The sequence below is a fragment of the Myxococcales bacterium genome (assembly GCA_016703425.1).
GTDB lineage: Bacteria > Myxococcota_A > Polyangia > Polyangiales > Polyangiaceae > JADJCA01.
Map to the genome: position 1 here is coordinate 300706 of JADJCA010000007.1, position 19717 is coordinate 320422.

General features: G+C 67.7%; 13 protein-coding genes. 4 read left to right on the top strand and 9 right to left on the bottom strand.

The window, feature by feature from the left end:
- The first annotated feature begins 9 nt into the window (after positions 1-9).
- Positions 10-1425 carry a hypothetical protein gene (locus tag IPG50_13255; GenBank protein ID MBK6693152.1) on the top strand — a complete coding sequence of 472 codons (1416 nt, stop codon included), beginning with the start codon at positions 10-12 and terminating at the stop codon, positions 1423-1425.
- Between the two features lie 6 nt (positions 1426-1431).
- Here IPG50_13255 and IPG50_13260 read toward each other — a convergent pair whose 3' ends face one another.
- The 5 genes from IPG50_13260 to IPG50_13280 all read right to left on the bottom strand — a co-directional run bounded on the left by IPG50_13260 (position 1432) and on the right by IPG50_13280 (position 8472).
- Entirely contained in the window at positions 1432-2472 is a 1041-nt protein-coding gene (locus IPG50_13260) for a hypothetical protein (GenBank protein ID MBK6693153.1), read from the bottom strand.
- Between the two features lie 47 nt (positions 2473-2519).
- A complete protein-coding gene (locus IPG50_13265; GenBank protein ID MBK6693154.1) occupies positions 2520-5027 on the bottom strand; it encodes a S8 family serine peptidase in 2508 nt (835 codons plus the stop codon).
- Positions 5028-5099: 72 nt separating this feature from the next.
- Entirely contained in the window at positions 5100-6842 is a 1743-nt protein-coding gene (locus IPG50_13270; GenBank protein ID MBK6693155.1) for a peptidase M14, read from the bottom strand.
- A 90-nt stretch (positions 6843-6932) separates the two neighbouring features.
- Entirely contained in the window at positions 6933-7436 is a 504-nt protein-coding gene (locus IPG50_13275) for a response regulator (protein MBK6693156.1), read from the bottom strand.
- Between the two features lie 274 nt (positions 7437-7710).
- The gene (locus IPG50_13280) at positions 7711-8472 is read right to left on the bottom strand and encodes a lamin tail domain-containing protein (protein MBK6693157.1); all 762 of its coding nucleotides are present in this window, start codon (positions 8470-8472) and stop codon (positions 7711-7713) included.
- 157 nt (positions 8473-8629) lie between these two features.
- Here IPG50_13280 and IPG50_13285 point away from each other — a divergent pair, with 157 nt between their 5' ends.
- Entirely contained in the window at positions 8630-12934 is a 4305-nt protein-coding gene (locus tag IPG50_13285) for a hypothetical protein (GenBank protein ID MBK6693158.1), read from the top strand.
- A gap of 85 nt (positions 12935-13019) precedes the next feature.
- Here the strand turns inward: IPG50_13285 and nhaR are convergent, their stop codons facing one another.
- Positions 13020-13919 (bottom strand): transcriptional activator NhaR, encoded by a 900-nt coding sequence (gene nhaR / locus IPG50_13290; protein MBK6693159.1) that lies wholly within the window; start codon positions 13917-13919, stop codon positions 13020-13022.
- Positions 13920-14030: 111 nt separating this feature from the next.
- On the opposite strand from nhaR, the gene IPG50_13295 reads away from it, so the two are divergent.
- Positions 14031-14366 carry an HPF/RaiA family ribosome-associated protein gene (locus tag IPG50_13295; protein MBK6693160.1) on the top strand — a complete coding sequence of 112 codons (336 nt, stop codon included), beginning with the start codon at positions 14031-14033 and terminating at the stop codon, positions 14364-14366.
- Positions 14367-15165: 799 nt separating this feature from the next.
- On the opposite strand, the gene IPG50_13300 is transcribed toward IPG50_13295, so the two are convergent.
- Both IPG50_13300 and IPG50_13305 read right to left on the bottom strand, forming a co-directional pair.
- The gene (locus tag IPG50_13300; GenBank protein MBK6693161.1) at positions 15166-16965 is read right to left on the bottom strand and encodes a hypothetical protein; all 1800 of its coding nucleotides are present in this window, start codon (positions 16963-16965) and stop codon (positions 15166-15168) included.
- Positions 16966-17043: 78 nt separating this feature from the next.
- Positions 17044-17670: a hypothetical protein gene (locus tag IPG50_13305; GenBank protein ID MBK6693162.1), complete on the bottom strand. Its 627-nt coding sequence runs from the start codon at positions 17668-17670 to the stop codon at positions 17044-17046.
- 183 nt (positions 17671-17853) lie between these two features.
- On the opposite strand from IPG50_13305, the gene IPG50_13310 reads away from it, so the two are divergent.
- Complete coding sequence (locus tag IPG50_13310; GenBank protein ID MBK6693163.1) at positions 17854-18324, top strand: winged helix-turn-helix transcriptional regulator; 471 nt, start codon at positions 17854-17856, stop codon at positions 18322-18324.
- A 41-nt stretch (positions 18325-18365) separates the two neighbouring features.
- Here IPG50_13310 and IPG50_13315 read toward each other — a convergent pair whose 3' ends face one another.
- A complete protein-coding gene (locus IPG50_13315) occupies positions 18366-19661 on the bottom strand; it encodes a hypothetical protein (protein MBK6693164.1) in 1296 nt (431 codons plus the stop codon).
- Between the last annotated feature and the right edge of the window lie 56 nt (positions 19662-19717).

The following is a 19717-nucleotide window of genomic DNA, read 5'->3' on the forward strand; positions in this document are numbered from 1 at the left end:
GCGGAGCCGATGCACGCCGCTGCCTCTCGACCTTCGCTTTGGCACGCGGCGTTGTTGACCGTCGCGCTCGCGACGACGCGCCCTGCCGCGGCGCACGCACCGGTCACCGCGGAGGCTGGCGCGGACGCGGCTGCGGCGACGGACGTCGCGACGAACGACGCGGGCGTCCAGGCCGTCGACCCCTGGGAGCAGGGCGCGAGCGCGCTGCCGGTCGTGCCGCTGACACGCGGGAGCGTCGTGGCGTGCAGCACCCGCGGCCATCCTTTGTGCGTTCGCGGCCCACGCGGCTCCGAGGCGCGCGTCCTCGGGGCCCTTCGCGCCGCCGATGAGGCGTGGGCCATCGCCACTGGCGCGCTCCGTTTGCCACGACCTGGCACGCCACTTGAGACAGGCACCTTCGAAGTCGAGCTCGTGGACGGCCTCGGTGGCGAGGCACAGGTCGTCCTCGTGGAGAGAGATCCGCTGGCATCCTTCGATCGCGCGACGGCCGGCGGGCGCGTCGACGCGTCATTGGACGGCTGCGCGCGCGACGCGGCCGTGAGCCGGGCGATCTTCGAGGCCATCGCCCTCGGCACGGCCCCCGCTACGAGCGAGGGGCTCCGCGCTTCGACGGGCGAGCACCTCACGCGACTCACGCTGCCCTGCGCCATCGCGCTCCTTGACGACACCGCCACGTTTCAAGCGCTGCCGAGCCGTGCGCTCTTCCGCTCCGGAGAGAGCGCCCTCGAACGACGCGCGGCGCGAGGCGCCGCGGCCTTCTTCGACTGGGCCGACTCGCGCTTCGGCCGCGAGCCCGGCGGCCTCGTCCGCGCCACGTGGGCGCTCGCCGCGACGAAGACCGCGCACGACGCGGCGCGGCTGTCGTGGAACCCCGACCTTATCGACGTCGTCGAAACGAGCTTCCGCGGGGTCCTCTCGGTCAACTCAACGCTCGACGACTTGTTCCTCCGCTTCGCAGCGTCCCGACTCACCTTTGGGTCCAACGCCGATGAGGCGACGCTGCTCACGAGCCGCGCGTGGGGCGACGCCGGCAAAATCGCGCTGGACCTCTCGGTCGATTGGCCGCTCGTCCCGCGGCGGTTCCTTTCGCCTCGGCCGCTAGAGCCCACCGGCGTTTCGTTCGTGCGCGTCGGCCGTCAGGGCGCCGCCAAGGGTTCACGCCTTCGCGTCGAGGCCGAGTGGGAGGAGCACGCGCGGCTCCGGTGGATGGCCTTCAAGCTCGACGGCTCGGGACGTGTGCTTCAGTCGGTCTTGGTGCCCGCCGTACCGCGCGCGACGAGCGCGCAGGTGACGGTCACGGAGCTCGATGGTGCCCAAGCGGTCGTCCTCATGGCGATGAACGCCGGCGATCACGCGCGGCCCTTTGACCCCGACGACGCCGTCTTGGAGCCGCACGGGTACCTGCTCACGATCGCCAACGAATAGCGTCCATCAATTCGGCGGGAGTGCGTTGATCCACGCCTCCACGAGTCCGCGCCCCGTCGGGTCCGGCTGCCGTGAACCGACCGGCGGCATTTGGATCTGCGGGCCCCGCACCTTGGCCAACTCGGGCAAGAGGCTCTCGGCGGCCACGCCTGGCTTGATGCGAAGGAAGCCCTTGGCCTTGTATTCGAAGTAGGCGTTGCCAAAGACCTCGCGCCCGACCGTGGTCTTGTACGCGCCTAGCTCGGAGACCTTGCCAAGCGCCAGCTCCGCCATGTTCAGCTTCATGAAGAGCCCGCTCTGAAGCCCCGGTGAATAGCTCGCCGAGTCGTGGCAAGCGGCGCCGCAATTGACATGCAGGTATGTGAGCGCGGCGCGCGCTTTCCCGGTGGCGTCTTCGGGGATCGGCGGCACCGTCACATCGGCGGAGAGCAATCCGTCAGCCTTGAGCTTGGCAAGCGTGAGTCCTTGAGCCTCGGGGAGCGATGTGAGGAGCGCCTGGATGCCCAGGACCTTGTCTTTTGCCCCCGCGTGGCACTTGTCACAGCTCTCGACCGACGGAACATCGTAGTTGTTGGCCGCCTCGGGCTTGCCCTTGTCGTCGCGCTCGGCGCGTGACTCGTCGGGGGACCACAGGTAGGTGGCCCAAGCCCACTGACTCGCGGAGACCTTCCAATAGAAGCGGGTCTCGATGCGCTTGCCGCCGACGCGGAATTCCTTCCACGTCTTTGTGCCAACGGGAAACACCCAGTCGTCGGGGTTCGTCGTGTCGATCTTCGTGCCCTTGGGAATCAGTGCATAACGCAGCTTTTCGGCGCCGTCGCTCCAGAGCTCGGCCCCGGGTTTGAACGGCGAAGCCTCCACGGCGAGCTTCTTCGTCTTCCAATCGGAGAAGAGCCCCGTGCACCGAAGCTCCGTGGGCGCCGTGGCGCCGTCCGGGGGACACGCGGGAAGCTCCGGCGCCGCGGGCGCGGCTGGCTCCGACGACGAACAAGACAGGGCAAAGAAGGCGGCCGGCAGCCGCAGGGACCAAAGGCACGTTCGCACCATGGCGAAAGGCTACGCGAGAGGCGGAGCGCTCGCCAACGGCACGACGGTCAGAGGGCCCCGCGCCTCCGACGTCTCCCTACCCCAAGGGCGGCGAGCGCGAGGGCCCAGACGAAGGGGCCGCCGCCTCGCGTTTCCGCCGTCCCCGACGTGGCGCAGCCACCTTCGGCGCGGACCGGATACCGCGCCGTCCACGGGTCCGTCGCGATGGGGATCACTTTGGGCGCAACGACGCGTCCGCCGTCGAAGGTCGCAGCGAAGGTGAGCACCGACCCTCCGCTTCCCGGCGGCGGCGTATACGAATAGGAAAAGACGCCAGGGCCATGGCGGCGCATCGTTGGCGCGTCCTCGAGGAGCTTGCCATCGAAGAGCACCTCGGCGCGAAGCCGCGCAAGCTCGAAGAGGTCGGGCCGCTCCGTTGTGGAGCGATCGGCGCGAAGCTCCACGATCGCCGTGATGGGCCTTGAACCGTCGGCCGCGGCGTAGCTCGAGCTCAGCGTGATCCAACTCGCGTCGGGGCTCGGCAAGGCGGCGCGCTTGTCCTTGAGCTGCTCCATGACGGCGATGGAACCGGCGACGTCAAGCTCACCGGGACCAGCCTGGTCGTCGAACAGTGCGGCGCCGCGGATGCGATGCGCTCCCGCCTGGAGCAGCGCCGTGACACCGTCCTGCGTCAGCGTCGGATCTCGCTCGAGCAGGAGCGCGACGGCGCCGGCCACGATGGGCGACGACATCGACGTCCCAACCGAGACGCCGTGCCCCTTGTCGACCTGAAGGCACCGAGGATCGCGGTTCTCGGTGCCAGGAATGGGAGGGCAATTCGAGGTGGAGAAGATACTCGACGCGTTGCCGGGGACCGCTTGCCGGCTCATGGCGCCGATGATGGCGGCGCCAGGGGCGGCGATTTGCGGCTTGGGGACGCCGTCGGCGTTGGGACCCGCGCTCGAGAACCAGCAGACCTCGCCCTCTTCAAGCTCTCGCGTCGCGCCGCCGAAGTAGCCGCCCGCTTCGTCGAGGACCGGCACGAGCAGGCCCGACGGCTGTTTGGCGATGCTCGTCCATTTGGGCCGCGACGCCGTGCAGCCGACGGCGAGGATCGCCGGATGGGCCGCCGGGAGGTTGACGGTGCCCTCGCGAACGCCGCCCAAGAACGCCGCCGGCCTGAGGGCGGCGTCACCCGTCGCCTGGAGGTAGAGGTCGGCGAAGCCGTCGCCTTCGAGGGTCACGTGATAGCGGCCACGCGGCCAACTGCCGCTCCACAAGACGACCGCGCCGCGCGAGCCTGCTTGAACCGGGCTCCCTTCGACGTTGGAGCCGAAGATGACGCCCGCGTTGTAGCCGCCCTGGTTCCGCCCGCGCTTCGTGCCCTCGTCGACGGGCGAGATCCACGTCTCATCGGGGCCGTCGAGACCTATGGCCATCGCGCCCTTCGTGGGCCGGAGGTTCACCCAGACCTGGACGCCGCCCTTCGTCGCGCCGTTGGTCTCGATGGGCACGCGCACCTGGGCGCCCGGCGTCACGCGCACCGTTTGGTGCGACGGCGCCGTGACGATGGAGCCGCTATTGCCGGCGGCGGCGACGATCACGCGTCCCGGCTTGTCGGGCCCGACGTAGCTCGCGAGGGTTCGCTCCCAGAGCATCGAGCCGTCGTGGGGGCCGAAGTCGCTGCCGAGCGAGAGGTTCGCCACCGCCGGCATCTTCATGAAGTCGGCGCGGTCGAAGATGAACTGCGCGCCGCGCAAGAGGTCGTCGTTCTCGATGCTCTCGCCGGTCGACCGCGTGAGCCGGGCGATGACGAGCGTGGCGGCGCGCGCCATGCCCTTGTAGGAGCCGCCGCCTCCGCCGCCGGCCGCGAGCGACGCGACGTGGGTGCCGTGGCCGACCTCGTCGTCGGGCAGCTTCTGCCCACGCGCGTAGAGGAGCTGCATGTCGTCGGCGTTGAGCACGGCCCCGGCCACGAGCGCACCGTTGGCGTCGCGAATTCCGAACTTCTGCTCCAGCTCGGGATGCAGCCCAACGGGCTTCAGCGAGAGGTCCAGGAGCCATGCAACCCGCTTGATGGCGCCGTCGTCGAGGAAATCGGGATGGCTGACGTCCAGGCCCGTGTCGGCGATGCCGACAATGACGCCTTGGCCATCGACGTTGGTCTTGCCGGCCTGCGAGTAGAGGAGTCGCGCCAACGGTAGGCCGACGATCTGCGCGGCCCGATCGACGAGGATGCGCAGCGGCGGCGCGACCTCGAGGTGAAGCTCCGGATGCGCGTCCGCGAACGCCGTCACGCGCTCCGGCGACGCTCGCAGTCGACCGATGCCCGGCGCCACCTCGTCGAGGCCGAGCGCTTGAGCCGTTGTTCCGCGCGGCAGCTCCACGAGCGCCCCAACTTGCCCCGACGCGGGAGCCAACGTGGCCGACGCGTGCGGGCCGAGCATTCGGATGAAGTCCGCGCCGCCGGGCCGGGGCTTGATGAGAGGCGCCTTTGCCGGCTGAGCGAACGCCGCGCTCGGCAGCGCGGCCAAGAGCCCACCGAGCACCACACTGCACAGCTTCGCGACTTTCATGAACGGGCTCGTCAGTCTTTCAAGGCCGAAGGCCGCTGGGAAGCTCGGCGTACGCTTTTTTCGTTCGCGTTCTCACTTTTGTTCCGCGCGCACATCAACGCGGACCGACGTGCGGCCCACGCGACAGCTCTCAACGGTCACGTCGACCGTGCCAGCGCCGCGCACGACGAACCGCACCACGCGTCGACTCGCGGTGCCGCGGCTCCTGGCGAACCACGTCGACGAGGCGCCCGAGTCCTTGCCTCGACCCCAACCTTCAAGGTGTCCAACTTCCTGACGGCGCGCGGCAGCAGGCTCGAGGAGCGTCACGCCGTCGCCCGGCGCGATGGTCGCCCAGAGCGGCTCATTCCAAGGCAATCGCTTGGCGCTAGGAAGGCCATACGTCGCGAGATACCCGTGATTTTCGATGACCACTTCGACCTCAGTCAGACCACTCTCGAGGTCGAAGGTAGCGACTTTGCTGACGACGACGCGCGGAACGAGCGATGCGGTGCGGAGCCACGCGGCCGTTTGCGCACGACACACGTCGGCGAGCATCGAGAGCGGCGGATTCGAGATACCGATGCGCGGGTCGAGGCCGCCCACCTCGACGGCGCCAAGTTGTGGGTGCGTGACCTTCTTCCACGGCCGAAAGATGCGGCCCTCGTTCTTCCCACGGTCGAGGGCCACGAGCTTGTGGAGCGCTTCGCGAGACACGGAGCGATAGAAGTCGACGAAGCGCTTCGGCCGCTCCATCCCGAGCTGGTGAAAGAGGTCCCACAGCTCGCAGACGTAGGCGATGCAGCCGCGGTGAAGGTAGGCGAAATCGCAGAGGTCGCCGCGAAGCGGCGTGTCGGGTGCGTACGTGAACTCTTCGAAGCCGCTGACCATCGGGTAGCCAGTCAGTCGCTCCGAGTAGTCGCCGACCTCGCGATAGATGGCGAGGTCCTCCTGATCCATCTTGTTGTCGGCGTGATCGCCGGGCGGCCGAATGAAACAGCCTCCGTAGGTGTGGAGGTTGAACCAGGCGAACAAGTTGGGGCGCGCGACGACGTAGTCGACGACGGCGCGCGACTCGGGTTCGCTCGTGGCGAAGCGGCCGGCGCCAACTTGCTCCGGCTCGGGCGCCCAGCTCGCGGGGAAGTTCCGGTTCAAGTCTGGGTCGTTGTCCGAGAGAAAGTGCGGCTCGGGCACGTGATGGCCGTCGAAGTTTTCGATGTGGCCTTCGGGGAAGAGCCGATAGAACGGCCCCTCGTCCTCGAGGCCGCGCGGGATCAAGAGACCTGGCACCTCCTGGTCCTCCACGTATTCGCCCGTCTCGTCGGCGACGCGCATCAAGAGGGCCAGCCCGTCGCCGTCGACGTCCCCCGCGCTCCAACGCGCCTTCTGACGATGGGGCCTTGCGTCGCGGGGCACCGAGCGGACGTAACGGCCCGTCGAGAGCACGGTCTCGGCGCCGTCGGGCGACATTCGAGGCATGACGTGAAAGACGACGTCACGGAGAGCCTTCAAGGTGGCCGGCGGGAGCGCGGCCGAGGGCGCTTGCCCCAGTCGCAACGCCAACGCGTCCTCTGCAATGGCTAGCGCGACGGACGAGCCCGCGACTTCTGTCGCGTGCATGTTGCCGTCGACCCAAACGGCGGGCTGCCCGCGGCGATCGTCGCCCACCGTAAGGACCCATAGGTCGCGCCCCTCCGGCGTCTTGCCGATGGACTCGAGGCGCGCGTGTTCAGGAAAAGCGCTCGCCCACGCGGAGAGCTGCGTCGTGAGCTCGTCGTACGAGAGGTAGCGGTTGCGGAAGCCGAGCGAGAGTGACGCGAGCTGTGCAGCGGTCATGGCGGAGTCGGAATCGTGCCCCGTCGGCGACGCGCTCGCGAGCCCATTCGGCAAGCGAGCTGGTTTTCGCCACGCGCCGCTGGCGCCGCCTCAGCGCAGGATCTTGTCGACCCGCGCGCGAAGATCGGGCGGCGAGATCGGTTTCGTCAGGTAGTGCCGCGCGCCCGCGTTGATGCCTCGAATGACGTCCTGCGACGTCCCGTGAGCGGTGAGGAAGATGAGGGGTACATGGCGGCTCCCGAAGCGCTTCTTGAGCGCTTCGGCGACGGCGTAACCGTCGGCGCCGGGCAGGCCGACATCGCTGATGACGAGCGAGGGGGTCACACGGCCGAAGAGTTCAATGGCTTCGGTGCCGCTCTTGGCTACGTACACCGTGTACAGGTCCTCGAAGACGGCAACCAGGAGCCCACGCATGTCCGCGTCGTCTTCAACGACCACGATCACTTTGGCCCCTGCGTGGGCCACCTCCGGGACGGGCGACGAGGCGACGCCGAGGGCCTCGCTCTCCTCGACCTCCTCGACCTCTTCAATCGCCTCAATCTCCCAGCCATCGACCGGGACGACCTCCTCGGTGTCGACGGCCAGGGGCTCCACGGCTCGCCCCTTTGGTGGCGGGAGGGGGGGCGGTGCGACCCTTCGTGCGCGAGCGACCGGAAGCGGCGGTGGTTTTGCGAGCGACATGGCGAACCCCTCGCCAAAGAACGGTCACGGCGGGCCGAACTTTAGAGCGCATTTCACAACGTGAATGCGCTCGAAACCAGGACCGTCCCGTGTGAACGGACACGTGCGCTCCCGCCGCAATCGGGCTTGCTTGCCAAGCCGGGGCAAGCCCGACTTCGGCGTGCCGTGGTTGTGAAATGCGCACTCGTCAGGGCGTGAGGACGTTTCGGGCGCCCGGCGTCGGGGTCTTGCTCGCGCTCCAGTCGGCGGCGTTGTCGTCGGTGTCGACGCCGTTGGGCTCGCGCCCGAGTGAACGCTCCAACGCGTTGGAATCGGCAGCGGCACCGGTTCCCTCCACGAAGTCCAACGGGTCGGTAACGCCGACGACCGCCACGCCGGTCACGGCGCCCCCGAAGGAGACCGAGTCGAAGAGCAGACCTTGCTCGGTGTCGAGGAGCCCAACGGCCACGGGGCTCGTGTTCGGCATGGCGTTCGACGTCGCGGGCATGTCGAAGCGCAGCACCACGCCTGCATCGGCGCTGACCTTGACCATGGGCGACGCCACGATGGCGTAACCGCCCTTGGGGAGCACCCCCGTGAGCGGCACGCGGTTGGTCTCGTCGGTTGCGTTGGCGAAGACCACGGCGAAGCCATCGAGCGGGAGGGCCGTGGCGGCGCCGTTGTAGATCTCGACGAACTCCGTGTAGTCCACACTGACCTGGTCGTAGTCCACCTCGTTGAGCACGAGGCCCGTGAAGTCGAGCTCGGTGCCCGAGTCGGGGTCGCCGCGCAGCGGGCCCGCGTCGCGGCCAGTGGCGACGCCGGCCGGCCTGTCGCCCGCGCGAGGCTCCAAGACCCCCGCATCGGGCTCGTCGGGGCGCGCCTTCGGGGTCACGCCTTGCCCCTCCGAACAAGCGCAAAAGGCGCCCCCCGCGATGAGCCAGGCCCCCCAGAACGTCCGACCCGTCATGCCGCTGGGCTAGCACAGTGCGAGGCCTCGACGAACGTCCCCGTGCCGTCCTGTCGCGGCCGGCGCCCCGCCGATCCCCTCGACCGGCCTTCCGTGCTACGAGGCGAAAAAACGCCGGGGTCGGGGTCACGGGCCTCGTCCGGGGAGGACAAGGCGCATGGGTCGTTTTCTTCGCGCGGTGGTGATGGCGCTCGTGGTGGTGTTCGGCTCCGCGTCCCAGACGGGCTGCGCAACGGAGCGCGAACCCATCAATCGAATCCAGGCGGGGGCCTTCGCCAAGTCGTTCTTCGTGGGTGGCCTCCTCCAAGACAAGGGCGACGATCCCGAGTTCTACATGCGGACCAGCGTCATCGACGTGGCCGCTGGCGCCGGCGGCGAGGGCCTCTTTACGAACTCCGATTCGATGCCCACGGTGCGCGTGAAATGGGAGATCACCGAGCAACGCCTCATCGCTCGCCTCACCTACGAGCTCATCAAAGACACCGATCGCAAAGGTGCGCGCCGCACCAACGACGGACAGGTCGTCGCCGCCTTCGACATCCTCAAGCACTTCGACGCGCGCCGCGAATACAACGTCACCACCGGTGACGAGTCGAACCTCTTCGTCGAAAACGACGTCGACCGCCCCTGGTACCAGCGCGAGTTCATGCGCGTCGACTGGTCCAAGAACGTCGTCACCGACGCCTACGACCTCGACACGCTCTCCCAGCTCGGTGTCTATGCCGGCGTCGCCTTCGAGCCGCTGTCGCACTACGCGAACAACCCCGAATCGGAGGACGCGGCCGTCTACGACGAGAAGCGCGGCTACCTCGACATCACGCACAAGGTCCTGGCGTCGCCGCGCATCATTCAAGACGAATACGGAGACTTCCCCGCTTGCTGGCTCGTGGGGAGCTGGCCGAGAGAGAGCTGCAACCCGAGCGAGCTCGTGCTCCGGAGCGCGTTCCTCCGCGTCGAAGACCACGACTACGAGCCCCTCGACTTCGACGGCTTGCGCATGGAGCTGTTCGGCTACTTCACCTCCGACCGACTCGGTTACGACCGGCGCTACGGCGTGGTCGACGAGAAGTGGCACCGCTTCGCGGCGCGTTGGAACGTATTTCACGCCTCCCACGCGTCGCCGCTCACGCGCTGCAACACCGCCGAGACGACGCCCGCTGGGGCCGATCCTCACCGCGACGAGAACGGCGACGGCACCGAAGACGAGTGCGCCAAGATCGGCCGCGGCTCTCGCTGCGACGCGTTTCGCGGCGAGTGCACGCTGCCGATGCGCGACCGAAAGGTGAAGACCATCCCTTGGCACGTCAACGCCGACTTCCCCGAGGAGCTCTTCGCCGGCACCGCCGACGTGGTCCGCTCTTGGAGCGACTCGATCCGCGTCGCGATTCTCGCAGGTCGCCTCGCCGAGTGCCGACGCGCGAAGGAGGACGGCTGCGAAAGCCAGATGGGGTGGCCCGCGCGCTGGGCCGATGACTACGTGCCGCCGGCCGGCAACAGCTCACCGGCGGAGGTGCCGAACGTCTTCGTGCTGTGCCACAACCCCGTCGACCCGACGAAGGGCGACGACGCGACATGCGGCGACAAAGGCGCCGTCGCGCGGCAAGGCGACCTGCGCTTCAACATGGTGACCCATGTCGCCTCGCCGCAGGTCGAGTCGCCGTGGGGCATCATGATGGATGCGGAGGACCCGCTCACCGGTGAGAAGATCTCCGGGAGCGTCTCGCAGTGGGGCGCGACGCTGGACCGCGCTGCTGGCTCGCTCGTCGACATCTTGGGCCTCATCAACGGCGACGTCGCGGCAACCGACTTCATCAAGGGGAAAAACGTCGACGACTGGGTAGGTGGCCTCCGCACGGGGACGGGACAGCACGCCGCCGCGGCCATGAGTGGCGCTGAAGTCGCCGCGCGAAAGAACGCCTTCGACCCGAAGGTGCTGACCTCACGTGTTGGCAACACCAAGAAGAGGCTCGCCGGGCCGCCCGCGGTGCGACGGCAGGCGCGCTACCGCGAGCTGCTCGACGCCGGCAAGCTCGGGCCCGGCAACCAGGAGCTCTCGTCGCGCCTCGCGCGGCTCCGGGGGTCGCCCATCGAAACGAAGCTCGTCTCGCCGGAGCTCGTCCAAGCGGCGGGCTTCGACCCAACGGGACCGCTGTCGAAGAGCGTGGTGGAGCGCGCGAGCCCCTTCGCGCGCATGAGCCCCGCGTGGAAGAAGTCCCACGAGCGCTCCCGGCGCGCCGGCCTCGCAGCGCGCCACTCGTGTCACTTGGCGGCGGCCGAACCCGACAACCTGCTCGGCCTCGCCAAGGCGGCGCAGAAGCTCTTCCCGCCGGCCCCCAAGGGCGACGCCGCCGCCGCGGCCGATCGGCAGCAGAAGATCTACACCTGGGCGCGGCAAGAGTTCTCGAAGGGCGTCTACGCGCACGAGTTCGGCCACTCCATGGGCCTTCGCCACAACTTCGCGGCGTCCTTCGACGCGCTCAACTACCAGGCGCCGTATTGGCAGCTCCGCACGAAGAACGGCTCGCTCACCGCCGACTGCCCCGACGACAACACGAACGGCGACGCTTGCGTCGGACCTCGGTGGCGCGATCCCATTTCGCAAACCGAGATCGACAACAACATCCAGCGCTACTCGACCTCGAGCGTGATGGACTACCCCGGCGACGCCAACCACGATCAGCTCTTGCCGGGCAAGTACGACCGCGCCGCGGTGCGCTTTGGCTACGGCGGCGTCGTCGACGTCTGGAACAAGGACAGTGTTCGCGTGAAGGGGAGCGGCGCCGGCCAGGTCGAAGCCTACCGTCTGCTCGGCTTCACCCAGCCGCCGGGCCTTTGGGGCATCATCGATTTCCCGCCCGTCGACCCGGCCGAGCCCTACGAGCACATTCACTACAGTCAGTACCAGAAGACCTTCGGCCTCCTGGGCGAGTGCAAGAGCGACGGTGGCGAAGGCTCCGTGCTCGGACAGAAGTGCGCCGAACGCCCCATGGACGTCGTCGACTACCTGTCGATGCAGGACTTCGCCGCCGATCCGGCCTACGCGAGCTACCCGTCGCTCTCCTATCGCCGAGCCGTCGACGAGCAGGGCCGCGTGCGGCGCGGCTACATGTTCTCGTCGGACGAGTTCTCTGACTCGGGCAACGTGCCGTCGTTTACGTACGATTCGGGCGCCGACGCCTACGAGCAGATCCGCTTCTTCGAGGCCGCGTACGAGCAACGTTACGTGCTCGACGCGTTCCGGCGGAACCGCACCGGCTTCAACTCCTACGACTACATCTCGCGGATCCAGTCGCATTACTTGGACGGCATCCAACAGATCTCCAAGGCGTGGGCCTTTGGCGCCGTCCTTGAGGGTGATCCGGCCGCGCCCGCCGACGCGCTCCTCGCCGACGGCCACTACGGTCCCTTGGCGCTTGGCGCGACCGTCGCCATGGATCTCTTCGCGCGCATCCTCACGCGACCCGAGCCAGGCTCGTATTGCGGGAGCGACGAGGACACGTGCCCGTTCTATGCGCCGGAAGGCGTCGACCTCGTCATGCACAACGCCGATCCGGTGCCGACGGCCGCCGGCAGCTACCGCTTCACGATCCCACTCGGCGTGGGGCGCTACGTGCACAACGACTTCGACTACGGCAAGGGCTACTGGTGGTCCGACTACCAGTCGCAGGCCGGCGCCTACTACGAAAAGATCTGGGCCATCTACTACCTCGCCGAAGCCTTCGACTCGTTCGTTTCGAACTCCAAGGAGGACTTCACGGACGGCCGCTACAAGAACGTGAGCTTCGGCACGGTGTACCCGGCGCAGGTGCGGCGGCTCTTCGCCAACCTGCTCACGGGCGATCAAGAGGCGTATGCGCCATGGGCCACCAAGGCCGCTGGCAATGGCCCGGTGACGGTCCAATACCCCAGCTGGACCGATGCGGCGGGGCCCGCGGCGCGGCCCGCGGGCGCCATGGCCATCGACCCGAACTTCGGCTGGAACGAGCAGCTCTTCGCCATGGTGTGGGGCACCATGTTCTTCCCCACCGATTGGTCCATGAAGTTCATCAACGACTCGCGCATCACGGCGCTCGCGGGCGAGCAGATTGGTTGGCCTCCTGCCGAGACCTACGCGTTCTACGACCCGGCGACGGGCATCACCTACCGCGCCCACGCCCAGGGCACGGAGGTGCACTTCGGAAAGACGCACCAGCGGGGCATCGGCGCGCGCGTCCTCGAGTGGGCGAACACGCTCACTGCGCTCGCTTACGAAGTGCAACGCGACGCGAAGGACGTGCCGCTCGTCAACGTCGACGGCAGCTTGAAGCTCGTCCTCGACGCGGGCGGAAAGCCGAAGCTCGCGACCGATGGCGCCGCTGCTGAGGGTGCGCTCCGAAAGTACGTGAGCAACATCGACACGCTGAGGCAGCTCACGACGACGTTCCAGCAGGGCCTCGACGAAGGCTCGTTGCCCTCGCAATGAGTTCGACGGTGAGCCGCGCGGCGACGGTCTTTCGAGGCGCCGGCGCTAGCGCGCCTCGCCGAGAGTCGGCGCGTCGTCGTTGCGGCTACGCAAAGAACTCTTCCCGCGCAGCGCTGGAGATGGCCACGACGGCAGGGTGTTTGAGGCGGCGCTCGGCAGAGATGGCGTAGAAGCGTTCGCGCACATCGGGCGCACGTCCGACGACGTCGACACGGTACTGCGTTCGGATCTCCGCCTCGACGACCGTCGGTGCGGCGAAGATGCCGACGCCATCAGCACCGAAGACCTTCAGCAGCGCACTGTCCTCGAATTCGGCGATGACGCGGGGCTTCAGGTGCTGTCGGTCGAACCAATGATTGAGGGCGCGCCGCAACGCGACGTTTTCGAGCGGCAGGAGCATCGGGGCGCCCGACAAGGACGATGGGAATCCGCGTCGGTAGGTCGTCGCGAGCGCTTTCGTCGCGAAAAACGTCACCGGCGTCTCGCCGAGAAGATGGCTGAAGGCACGCACGCTCGCGCCGCTCGGGACGGGCGTGTCGGCGATCACGATGTCGAGCGAGTGCGCGGCGAGCCCCGCCAGCAGCCGGTCGAAGGACTCCTCGTAGCAGACCAGGTGCACGGGCGCGGCGAGCCCCAGCGCCGGCTGGAGCAAGCGCCGCACCACGAGCTTGGGCAAGACATCTGCGATGCCGACGTTGAGCCGCAGGGGTCGCCCCTCGCCGCGCCCCTGCACGGTCTCGAGCATCTCCGTGCCAAGCGCGAAGATCTCTTCCGCATAGCGGTAGACAACCCGACCGACCTCCGTGAGCACGAGCTTGCGGCCGACCTTGGTAAGGAGCTTTTCGCCAAGGTGCTCCTCGAGCGCGTGGATTTGGACGCTCAGCGTCGGGTGAGAGAGGTGCAGGAGCTTGCCCGCAGGAACGAGCCCGCCTTCTCGTGCAACGGCCCAGAAGTACTTCAAGTGGTGGTAGTTGACCGAGTCCATCGCCGCTACGTGTAGCTCAGCTCAACATATTGATTAGATATTTCGACATGGTCGACACGACGACCGAGCCTTACATGGAACGGGTGCCCCGCTGGGGGCCCCGGAGGACCCATGAAAATCGACGTTCGTTTCCGCGGCATTGAGTCATCGGACGCCATCACTGAGCACGCACGCCGTCGCATCCACTACCACTTGAGTCGCTTTGGCCACGAAGTGGCGACGGTCTCAGTTCGCGTGGCCGACGACAACGGCCCCAAAGGAGGCATCGACAAGCGGTGCCGCGTGGTCGTTCACGGGCCGCGCATGGGGGTCATCACGCTTGAAGAGCTGACAGGGGACGTCTACTCGGCCATCGACGGCGCCATAGAGCGCGTGGGGCGATGCATCGGCCGGGAGCTCGAGCGAGGTCGGAGCTCGCGCCACGTCCCGCTCCGCAAAGTCTCTTGACCTCGCTCGCCGCGTAGAAAGGACCCCCTCTCGTGCCGCTTGAATCCATCGGCTCGCCCTTGCTGTGGGGCGGCTTCGTTGCCTTCGTACTCTTGATGCTCGCCGTCGACCTCGGAGTGTTCCATCGGAACGCGCATGAGGTGAGCGTGAAGGAGGCGGCCGGCTGGAGCCTTGTGTGGCTTCTCCTCGCGGCGGTGTTCAACCTCGGCGTCTTCCGGTGGGCGGGGCCGGTGCGCGGGCTTGAGTTCACGACCGGGTACCTCATCGAGAAGGCACTCGCCGTCGACAACATCTTCGTCTTCGTCGTCATCTTCTCCGCATTTCGCGTTCCGGCTCGCTACCAGCACCGGGTTCTCTTCTGGGGCGTGCTCGGCGCCCTGGTGATGCGGGCCGGATTCATCTTCGCTGGCGGAGCGCTCATCCAGCGATTTCACTGGACCATGTACGTCTTCGGTCTGGTGCTCGTGGCCACCGGCATCAAGCTCCTCTTGGACCGCAACAAGGAGCTGCACCCAGAGCAGAACGTGCTGGTTCGCTGGTTCCAGAAGCTGGTGCCGGCCACGCACGAGTTCGCGGGCGACCGCTTCACCGTGCGGCGCGACGGTCGCCGCTACGCGACTCCGCTGCTCGTCGCCCTCGTCGCCGTGGAGGTTACCGACGTGATCTTCGCGGTCGATTCGATCCCGGCCGTCTTCGCCGTGACCAAAGACCCCTTTATCGTCTTCACGTCGAACATCTTCGCGATTTTGGGCCTTCGCTCGCTCTACTTCCTTCTGGCCAGCGTCATCACGAAGTTCGTCTACCTGAAGGTCGGCCTGTCGCTGGTGCTCGTCTTCGTTGGCGCGAAGATGCTCCTCATCGACGTGTACAAGGTGCCCATCGGGGCGTCGCTGCTTGTCATTCTGCTCACGCTGCTCGCGTCGATTGGGGCGTCGCTCCTAAGGCGCCCCTCGGCGAGTCCTGGCGTGTGAGTTGCTGGCGTCTGCCCCCTCGCTCGACTGTCATTCGAGCAACGTGTCGACGAGGGCGGCGCCCATTTCGCCGTTCGCGTCGCCGATGAAGGTCGTCGTTCCCGAGTAGGGCGTTCCCTGCCCGAGGACCCCCTGGAAGTTCTGGCCCCAACAGTTGAGGGTGCTCGCGCCAACGCGCGCGCAGAAGCGATTGCCCGCGGCAGCTTCGTCGGCACCTTGCCCGTTCCGAGGGCCGGAACCGGCAGTTGGTCGCCCATCTCTCCAACGTCGTCGCCGATGGAGCTGTTCGTTGTGCCCTTGCCCAAGAGGCCCTGGCCCGTGTCTGCGCCCCAACACCGAATCGTGTCGTTGGCCAAGAGCACGCACGTCGCGTATTGGCCAACGGCCAGATCTTTCACGACCCACGGCTGAGAGGTGCCCGGGTCGGTGCCTACGTTGACGAAGGGAATCGCGTCATCGACCAGCGCGCCGGTGCTTCCGTAGGAGACGGCGTTCTGCGAGCCGAGGTAGGGGTAGCCGTCGTTGCGACCCCAGCACTTGACGCGACCGTTCTCGAGGAGCGCGCAGGCCGTGACGTTGCCTGCGCCGACCTTCGTCACCTTCCAAGGTTGGCTCGTGTTCGGGTTGGTCCCGAGCTTGGCAAAGGGAAGGTTGTCGCCCATCTCTCCGAGGCCGTTACCCATGTGCGCCGTGTTCCCGATGCCCAGCTGGCCACCTTGGCCCGTGTCGCCCGTCGTGTTGTTGCCGCGGCCCCAGCACTTGAGCCGATCGTTGTTGAGCAGGGCGCAGGTGAAGTACGAGCCGGCGTGCACAGACTTCGCGGTGAGCCCGGTGCCCAAGTCGACGGGCAGCACCGGTGGGACCGCGCGCGTGGTGGTGTCTCCCTGGCCAAGCTGCCCCTCGCTGTTGGTCCCCCAACACTTGACGGAGCCGTCGTCGAGGACGGCGCACGCGTGAGTGTTGCCCAGCGAGACGTCGACGGCCGTGCGACCGGCACCGAGGTCCACGTCGGTCGTGATTTGGCCCAACGTCGTCGTCGTCCCCGTCTGCCCGGGAAGGCTGCCACCCCAACACCGCAACGTGCCATCCTCAAAGATGGCGCAGAGCGTGGCGTTGTAGCCGCCGCGAACGCGCTTTACACGCTTGGGCAACGTCATGAAGGGCAGGTCTGCGCCCATTTCGTTGGGCCCGTCGCCGATCGCGCCGGCCTGACCGGTGTTGAGGCCCCAGCACTTCATCTTCCCGTCGCCGAACACCGCGCACGAGCTGTTGTCGGCCATGGCGACGTCAAACGTCGTGGAGAACGGGGGCGCCGCGTCGGTCGCGGCGTCGCTCGCGTCACTGCTCGCATCACTGACGGCGTCACCTCCGGCGTCACCGCTCGCGTCGCTGCCGGCGTCGCCCGCATCACTGACGTTCGCGTCGAGCACGGTCGCGTCAGGCGCCGCGTCGGGCGGCGGGGGGCTCGCATCGGACGTCGCGCCCGCGTCGAAGGCTCCGGCCTCCACCGCTATCGTTCCGCCATCGACGTCCGACGCGGGGGGCGGAGGGTCGCTTGGCACACAGGCAAACGGCAGCCCAACGAGCCCAACGAGGAGGGCCAAAGCGGACAGGTGCGTCGTCTTCATAGAAGCGCGACTTAGGCCGACGCTGCACCCGCAGCAAGGGCGGGCCGGAAGCGAGGTCGTCGCAGCCGATCGCGGGGCCTAGATCACGCCAGCGGTGAGCGCGGCGGGCGGCGCCGCAAAGCCCAACGCCTGACGGAGCAGGTCGTGGGCGTGCTCTTCGACGACCTCGCCATGCGCCATCACGAGGCGCCGGATGGGCAGCTCCAGAACCGCCGCCAGGCTCTCGCGAAAGCGCGCGCCATCGCTCGTGAACAATCGCCAGGAGCGGCTTTGGGCGAGGCACCCGTTGGCCCCCACGAGCGAAAGGATGAGTTTCGTCACGAGCCCCTCTGGCTTCGTCACGTTGAAGACGAGATCGGTCGCCACGAGGGTGCCCGAGGCGCGGTCGAAGAGGACATGCTCACGGATGCGGTCTGCCCCCTGAAGCGGAACGTGTGTGACGTGCTCGGCCAGCTCGCCAGGGAGGCCGTCCTCGAGGGCGTGATCAACCGTGAGGTCCGGCCGCTTCTTCGCGAGCCCGCGCGGCGCGAGAAGCAGCGCCTTGGGAAAGCGACGCCGCGCCTCACCGATGTGGAGGTGATGAAACAGGTTCGGCGCGATGAGCCACTTCACCGGCCCCTCGGCGGTCAGCGCATCGGCGAGCTCGTCGTCGATGCGCGTTGGGGAAACAAGGGCGAACCCTCGGCCCGCGCGCAGAGCCGTCATGCGGGCGGGCAAATTGAAGCCCAGACCAACGCCCTGTCGGGACTCAAAGGTTCTGACGGTCGAATTCATAAATAGCCTCCCTTGCCTCACGCGTCCGGTGCGCGGAGCGGCGATTGAGATATAGTCAAGCATGCTTGATCATTTAGTCAAGCGCGATTGACCATTGCCCCGCAGGCGGCCACCATGTCAAAAACCTTCAAACGACAGCTCGAGCGGCAGAAAGACGGCAGCACGCTGCAGCTACTCTTCAAGGCGGCTCGGAGGCTCGACGAGGAGGCGATCGCGCGAGTGGCCCGCTCAAAAGGCGCACCGAGGCTAAGGCGCTCCCACACTAGCCTCTTGCCCCACATCGACCTCGAAGGGACTCGCGTGAGCGATCTCGCGGAACGGCTCGGTGTCACCAAGCAAGCGGTGTCGCAGCTCGTCGACGACCTCGAGGCGATGGGCGTCTTGCGGCGGGAAGTCGACGCGGCCGACGCGCGCGCCAAGCGGGTGCTCTTCACGGACAAGGGTCGCGCGACTCTGCTCGAGGGGCTGGGCGTCCTCCGGGCACTTGAGGCCGAGCTCACGGAGCGCGTCGGCACCGCCACCATGGCTGGGCTTCGCGAGGGCGTGCTCGCGATCCTTTCCGTGATCGACCCGCCCTCTGGCTAGGCCCCCGGACTCGCTCCCCTCGCTCCCCTCGCCCCTTGGCGTTACTCGACGCGCAGCGTCCGGGGTGCCCCGAGCGACATCGTGGGGTGGAACGACAAGCGCAACGCAAAGACGCGCAGCCCGGCGCTGGCCGATGCTTTGGGCGCCTTCTTCGGAACGAAGCGCGCCAAGACATCGTACGTCCCCGGCGGAATCGCTAGCGGCTCCTCTTCGCCGTCGCTGCTGACGCTCGCAAGCACCAACGGACCGCGCACGACGAGGGGAAAGGCCACCGCCTGCACGACGTCGGCGAGCGCCGGTTCGCGCTCGTCGGAGAGGGTGATCTCGGCGTCGACGTAGTCGGTGTCGCTCGGCGTCGCGATGCCGACCTTTGTCGGAAACAGCGACATGCCCTGCTGGCTGTCGTCCGGTTTCTGGAAGAACACCTGCGAGAGCTCGGCTTCGTCGAGACTCTCGGGCTGGAGATGCACTTGGCTGTACTCGCAGCTCACGCGACGCTTCTGGACCTTGACCGCGGCCTTCACCGGCAGCGCGGCGTTGGACAGCGTCAACGCCGCATCGAGCGCCGCCATCGCGGCGTCGAGGTCCTGCTCCGACAAGCCGATGGTGGCGCGGAGCAGCCCTTCGGCAAGCTTCGCCGCGACGAGCGGCAGGCAAAGTGAAAGCTGAAGCAAGAGGCCCTCGCTCTCAAAGCGATGCCCGTGCCGCGTTAGCCAGCCCCCGATCAACTCTTCGCGACCGAGCCGAAGCGCGAGGTCGAGGGCGAGCACCAGCTCATCGCCGTAGCCGGCGCCTCGCTCGTCGGCGCTCTGCTCGCCCAGGAGCGAGACGAGGCGGTCGAGCGCGTCGGCCTCCCGTCCCTCTTGAACGAGGCGTTGGATCCGGCGCCACCGGTCGATGCTTCGCCATCGGTCGTTCGGCGGCTTGTTCATCCACGCGTCGGTGCTCGGCATGGCGTCGCCGTAGGCGTTCATGGTGAGACGGCCGCGGACCGTTTGCTCAGCCTCTCGCACCCGCTCGGCAAGCGGGCCGTGGCTCGTGACAGTTCGTTCGTGGCGAGGGAGCCCCCCCGTGCGATCCCCGAGGCCCGCCGCGTAGCAGAAGCCATCGATGGCGGCCGTCGAGAGCGCCGTGGCCACCTCGGTAGGCGCTGGCGAGCGCGGACCGTAAGCCCAGTCGAGCAGCGCGCTCGCGTGCTTCACGCTGCCGGCTGCGGCCACGACCTCAAAGGCCTCGAAGAGGAGTCGGTGTCTCGCTTTGGGGCGGGCCTTTCCGAGGTCTTTGGCGAGCTGCAGAAGGCGCTTCTCGTAGCGGTTCGACTTCTTGCGCGCGGCCATTGCCGGAGAGCCTATCGCCGAGTCTCGGTCCGATGAAGAGTCACATCGCTGCGCGA